This is a genomic window from Endozoicomonas sp. ONNA2, from assembly GCF_024606365.1.
Taxonomy (GTDB): Bacteria; Pseudomonadota; Gammaproteobacteria; order Pseudomonadales; family Endozoicomonadaceae; genus Endozoicomonas.
The window spans coordinates 1-6,102 of the sequence record NZ_JAHHPO010000666.1 but is presented as its reverse complement, the minus strand read 5'-3'; the positions used below and the strand labels follow the sequence as shown (position 1 = coordinate 6,102).

At 44.2% G+C, this 6,102-nt stretch carries 5 protein-coding genes; 1 reads left to right on the top strand and 4 read right to left on the bottom strand.

Annotated features, from left to right (window positions below):
- Positions 1–13 precede the first annotated feature (13 nt).
- The 4 genes from KDK14_RS11720 to KDK14_RS11705 all read right to left on the bottom strand — a co-directional run bounded on the left by KDK14_RS11720 (position 14) and on the right by KDK14_RS11705 (position 4,682).
- The gene (locus tag KDK14_RS11720; protein WP_257265304.1) at positions 14–1,132 is read right to left on the bottom strand and encodes a hypothetical protein; all 1,119 of its coding nucleotides are present in this window, start codon (positions 1,130–1,132) and stop codon (positions 14–16) included.
- Position 1,133: 1 nt separating this feature from the next.
- Positions 1,134–2,435 carry a site-specific integrase gene (locus tag KDK14_RS11715; protein ID WP_257265303.1) on the bottom strand — a complete coding sequence of 434 codons (1,302 nt, stop codon included), beginning with the start codon at positions 2,433–2,435 and terminating at the stop codon, positions 1,134–1,136.
- A 145-nt stretch (positions 2,436–2,580) separates the two neighbouring features.
- Positions 2,581–3,138: a single-stranded DNA-binding protein gene (gene ssb / locus KDK14_RS11710; protein ID WP_257265302.1), complete on the bottom strand. Its 558-nt coding sequence runs from the start codon at positions 3,136–3,138 to the stop codon at positions 2,581–2,583.
- A 200-nt stretch (positions 3,139–3,338) separates the two neighbouring features.
- A complete protein-coding gene (locus tag KDK14_RS11705; protein ID WP_257265301.1) occupies positions 3,339–4,682 on the bottom strand; it encodes an MFS transporter in 1,344 nt (447 codons plus the stop codon).
- Positions 4,683–5,149: 467 nt separating this feature from the next.
- Here KDK14_RS11705 and KDK14_RS11700 point away from each other — a divergent pair, with 467 nt between their 5' ends.
- Positions 5,150–5,848 carry a hypothetical protein gene (locus KDK14_RS11700; RefSeq protein ID WP_257265300.1) on the top strand — a complete coding sequence of 233 codons (699 nt, stop codon included), beginning with the start codon at positions 5,150–5,152 and terminating at the stop codon, positions 5,846–5,848.
- The last annotated feature ends 254 nt before the right edge of the window (positions 5,849–6,102 follow it).

Genomic DNA, 6,102 nt, shown 5'->3' with positions numbered 1-6,102 from the left:
GCTAAATATCCTATTATCGGGATGATCGTTCGACCGATTCTGTCGCCCTGCCACCAATACCTCGCCTCGAAAGATTGGTTCCGAGAGTGTAACGAAATCTTCTTGAGGTAAAGTTGATGAATTCACCAGTCCGTTCAGACCGAGCTGTATTCTTTTGTGAAACTTTCTTTAACAACTCCATTGCATTTTTTAAACTCATATGGAAGAAATCAGGTTTAGCCCTGTATTCCTCAAGGTATGACTTTAATGCAACCTGCTTAGAAACCCGCTTTTCTTCCAAAAATACTGGCACATCCTTTTTCAATTTATCACTCAGCCTTTCTCCAATTGCATTTTCAACATAAGCAACAGATTGCTCCCATTGAATTTTAAAAAGCTTATACAAGTCTTCATTAATGGATAATAAAGTGGCTTCTGACCTAAAGCTCGCTTTTGTTTGCTTTGCTCTTGGGCAGTTTACAAAATGCTCAATCCCTTTTTTGTCTTCACGGGCAATTAAGTCTTCCCCTCTCAAAGAACGTATCTGAACTGACCTTCTCCCAGTCATGGCTAACGCCATAAAATAGGAGTATTCCTTCAGACTCAGTTCATCCTCTGTATATGCATTGGTTGCCCACTGTAGAAGTGCCTCAAACTCATTGTTTGTTAGTGGCCCTGAATATGGGCAGGCAGATCTAACTGCTTTGCCTTTATCAAAGCCACGAAGGGTTAGCTCCTCCAGAAAATTAACACTATCCTTATCGATTCCCTTAAAGCCCCAGTCATGCCATGCCAGTAAAAATGCCTTGAGCTGACCAAGTTTATGTTCATTATCTTTATCAAGTGTTGATCTGTAATTTATCAATCCATTAAGGTTGACTGAGCTTTCACCTGTGGCATCAAGATACTGATTGAATGATGCCACCATGCCCATGGTTGTATATGGTGACAACTCTTCGGCATAACGACATAGCGTTTTCCTGAAGCCCGTTTCTGTAACATCATCTACGGGTCTCAGCCGATGAAAATTGATTGTGTTAGAGCCATCGACAACCCAACTTTCACCATAAAGATCAAAGTCATATCCAAATTTCGATTTATGAAATTCTTTCCTTGGCTTTCTTTTTGCACTTATTATTGCTTGCGATTTCATATCACTCCCTGCCTTTTTTCAGTTTTTCCATATGATGATCCATATGCTCACGCATGAACTTATTAGCCTTTTCTACCGTATGGCGGCGATTATAGGTAGCTGCGGTATCATCAGAACTCCATCCAAACTGATCTTTTCTAAAGTCCATTTCTTCTTTTTCGCTGACTATTTGTGATGGATCACCCTGCGCCTGCTCGTTTTGTTCATCAATATCCTTCGAAATTATATAGTTCAAATTATGACGGAACCCATGACGGGTAATCCCCTCAAACCTGTCAGGATCAACGTCAATAGCTGGTTGCAAAATCCGGTTATAAAATGCGCTGTTTGATATAGGATCACCCTGATATTGACCCGCTTTATGAGTCACAAATATATAAGGATGCTTTCTTGCATTCGGGATATTGGCTCGCACCTCCATGATATAACGATACAACCTGTCATAAATCCCATCATCCAGAGTAATGTTTCGCTCTAGCGTTTTGGCCACAGGCTGTTTTTTTCGCTTATCTGCCGCTGTGTCATGACGACGAACAACTGATAGCATTGCCCCATTCATCCCAGATTGAATATCACCAATTCTAAGTGCCAATAATTCTCCGGATCTAAGCCCTGTATCATAAAGAACCTCAAACATCAGTGAATTTCTGAAACGTATATCTTTATTTTTAAATGGATTTCTAGGCGAGTTTTCAGCAACCACACTCATAAAATCTTCGAAGACTTTAAGAGGAGGGGCTTTAAAATTTGGATCAATCATCAACCCTAAACCTGAATTCCCTTTAGGTCTATTTGCTTTCAGCCTTTTTTGCATATTTTCAATGGCACCGGATACCTCAGTATCCACCCTGCCCCGTAAAACGGTGTGCGCTAAAAAGTCCAAATACGATGCTATTTCCCCCATCCTATTACTTGCATGATTTTTAGAAACCAGCTTGAAAGATGCTGTTGGAGCTGTTGATGCAGAGGGGAATTTAGAGACATTGCCTGTTTTTGATGATGACGCCAACCATTTTTTTAGTGCCTTCGTTTCGATCAGGCAGTGATCCCGTAATGAATGAGCATCCTGATCGGTGAGAAATTCCAACCGGCTGAACTCATCAACCAAATCTCTCCCATTCATTTGCTCCCAGAGTTGAAAATGGATCAGATGCCCAAGCGCATTAGTTATTGAGGCTTGTGTACGTTCTACCCGCAACTGCTCAGTAACGTACAGGGTAATCCAATAATCCGGCATTCCATTTTCATCCAGCAGGATTGGGTAGCGCTCTCCATCCGACATTACGAGTTGTGCTATTGGCATCTTTCTTATCCTTTTTGTCAACACTTTATTTATGTATAAACCATGGAATAAGTATTATCAACATTAATTTTCATAAAATAAAAAAAAGACCTTTAAAATAAAGGTCTTCATCTAATTTAATCAACAAATTTTAAAAACGTGAACCTCAAAACGGGATATCATCATCAAAGTCGTCAAAACCACCGGCAGGCTGTGGTTGGGGAGCCGATTGCTGTTGCTGCGACTGCGCTGGTTGCTGCTGTGGTGATGGTTGTGGTGATGGTTGTGGTGATCCGTATTGCTGCTGCTGTTGCGGAGCATAAGTTTGTTGTTGTGGTGCCTGCTGCGGGTAGCCGCCCCCCATTGGTGCTCCCATGGCGCTCTCTTGACGGCCATCGAGCATCTGCAATTGATCAACGACGATCTCGGTAGTATAACGATCCTGACCGTCTTGCCCTTGCCACTTGCGTGTTTGCAGCTTTCCTTCGATATAGACTTTTGATCCTTTACGAAGGTACTGCTGGGCAATCTCCGCCAGCTTGCCGAAAATGACAATACGGTGCCACTCCGTTTTCTCCTGTTGCTGACCGGTATTACGATCTTTCCAGGACTCGCTGGTCGCCAGACTCAAGTTGGCTACAGCACTGCCATTAGGAGTAAAACGTACTTCCGGATCGTTACCCAGATTGCCAATCAGTATTACTTTATTAACGCCTCGAGCCATTTAGCTTCTCCGCCATGTTTATTCAAATTCAACTAGCCTCCAAGAACAATCCATTCACTGAAGACGCCATGGAATGACCGGTCACTCCATATTAAAAATGCTCTTTAAAGAACCAAAACCGGGTATCCGGCTTCTTTTGCATAAATTTGCTGGTATCTGAACCACATATTGCAACCGCTTCTAATTAACCTTGCAGCCTCCTAGCACTGACCAAACTGTTTCAACTCAGACCAGTTCAGTGCTTGCTTATCGACTTTCAGATAAGCTGTTTTCTCGGATGAAAGCACAGTAACTTCCCGGACACCATCAATACCAGCAAGTTGTTCCCCCATTGAATTGGCATCAGCAAATTCAGGATTCAGAGCCATGACTATAGTACTCACATAAGGTGGTTGCTTCATAGTAACAGACAACCAGCACCACAGGGCAGTGGGAATTGTACAAAGCATTAATGCACCGGGAACACCACCATACTCCAGGGCCACGCCCCCAAGGCTTCCTCCAAGGGCCCCCCCCAGAAACTGGCTGGTTGAATACCCTCCCATAACCGTGCCACGAGTCCCCACAGGGGCAAGTTTGCTGACCAGGGATGGCAGTGTGGCTTCCAGAAAATTAAAACCAAAAAAGAAAACAAACAAGCCCGCCAACAACATGGTGGCACTGGCCATTCCCTGATAAAGCAGCGCAAAGGCAACGAACAGGGTGACAATGCTAAAGCTATAGCACAGCTTGAGAAGGCGCTGACGCTCGCTGAGTATAATCAGGGGGACCATCATGACAAAAGAGAGGCCAATAACGGCCAGATAAATACCACCATGAACAGAGTGCTCAAAATCTTTGTTCAATAGCTCGGGAATAAAAACAAACAGAGCCATCAAAACAAAATGAAGGACAAAAATTCCAACAATGTGCCTGAGCAATTGCGGGTTAGTGAAGACCTGGTGCAACCCCTGACGATCAACTGAGCAGTTTAAGTCCCGCCGTTTAACGACCGGCGTTGGTACAAGAAGGAGAATAATCAGCATCGCAGCCACTGCCACCAGGGCATTAGAGAAAAAGAGTCCAGACAGCCCCCAGATATCACTGACAACCGGCCCAAGTAACATGGCAATGGCAAAGGCAACGCCAATCCCCATACCAATCATTGCCATAGCCCTGGTTCGATGCTGATCCCGGGTAAGGTCAGCCATCAACGCTGTGACTGCGCCAGCGATAGCGCCACACCCCTGCAAGATACGCCCGGCAATAATTCCTTCAATGGTGGTAGCCTGTGCTGCCAGCAGGCTGCCCAGTAGAAAAATAAACAGTCCCAACAGAATAACCGGCTTTCTCCCCCAGCGGTCAGAAAACCAGCCGAAAGGAATCTGCAACAGGGCCTGACTGAACCCATAGGCACCAATGGCCACACCAATCAGAGTGGGCGACGCCCCCTGAAGGTCCTCAGCAAAAAGTGCCAGCACAGGCAGCACCATGAAAAGCCCAAGCATCCGAAAGACAAAGACCATAGTAAGGGATACAGCAGCTTTTAACTCAAAAAATGACATGGGATAACAGCAAAGTCCTGAATTTTTTTGGTGGTTATAACTGACAAAATTACGGATAAGCAAATCGTTTCGGTGCAAGTCTATCAGGATTCTGATCCCGGATGCTACGCAGGAAGTATGCTCACGGATATAGCGCAGGAGATAGTCATAATTAGCGATAAGATGACCCGCTGGCTATTCCCCCCAGTGCTCATAGCCAGTTTACTGGTCAAATGGCGAATGGCGAGCGCTCCTTGTTGACACCTGCGACAAAATGTCACTGTATCAACCATGACATGTTGACTACAAATCATTGAAGCAGCTGGCCATATGGAATCGAATATTTCTGATAAAAGTAGCCGATCCCTGCTATCTTGAATGCTGAACTGTCTACTCGTATTAAGAACTTGTTTTAACGATGGAGGTAATGGTCTGGCAAGTGACATTACCAGAGGTTTGAAGCGCTCTTCTCATAGGTAAATTAATTCATGAATGATATCTTAAAAAAAATTATTTTTGTGGGTGTTGCCCTTTTTTTTCCGTTACTGACGGCATCTACGGCATTTTCTGATGGTGCAACATTACCCGCCCCCCCCATTTCTGCCAGTTTTATAATGGCAAATAGCGATGGTACTGAAACCCGATGCATTGTTACCGGTAGTGAAACACAAGAGGAGCTGAAATCCTTACTGGAAGCAGGCTGCACTCTGGAAACACTTCGCAAGAATGATGATATTGACATTGAAGTCACATTAAAGACAAATAGCGGTTTCAAAACCGTTCTGATGACTTCCAAATACTATTTAATGTGGCTAAACAGTGGCCTTCATGCCGTTAATATTCTTCGAAGGTTACCTTTTGCCTTTACCAGCCTGGCGTCTCGTGAGCTATTAAACTCAGCGATATACCTTGGTTTTTCGGGGCTGTATAGTTTTGGCTATACCCGAAATGCTAATCAGACACTCTACCCATTCCTTGGCAAAAACCTGTCATCTTTCTTTTACCCAGACGGTAAGAAAGACAGTAACAGCAACGAAACCGAGAGTCTTGGTTTTGGCGGCCACACCTTGATTATTGGGTCTGATTTGATTACGTGGTGGTTAGATGACGCTCTCTATGGCTTCAATATTAACAGGTTGATGCTCGGTATGGATTTATTACACTTGGCTCTTGATATTGCCATATAAACCGTTCAGGCATATCACCGTATACAATGGTAAGGAATTGTCCCGGAATAACTTCATCATGCTATTCAGTCCGGGAAATACCGCTGCCCGCAAAAGCACAAGCGATTCCAGCTTTTCGGGAAGCGGGCGGCGGGCAGCGTCTGTAGAAATGTTGAAGTTATTTCAGGGCAGCTCATTAATGATTAAGTAAGTAGCTGGTCATATGGAATCGAATATTTCTGGCTACTTGGGCTGGTACTATGCGAGGCACAACG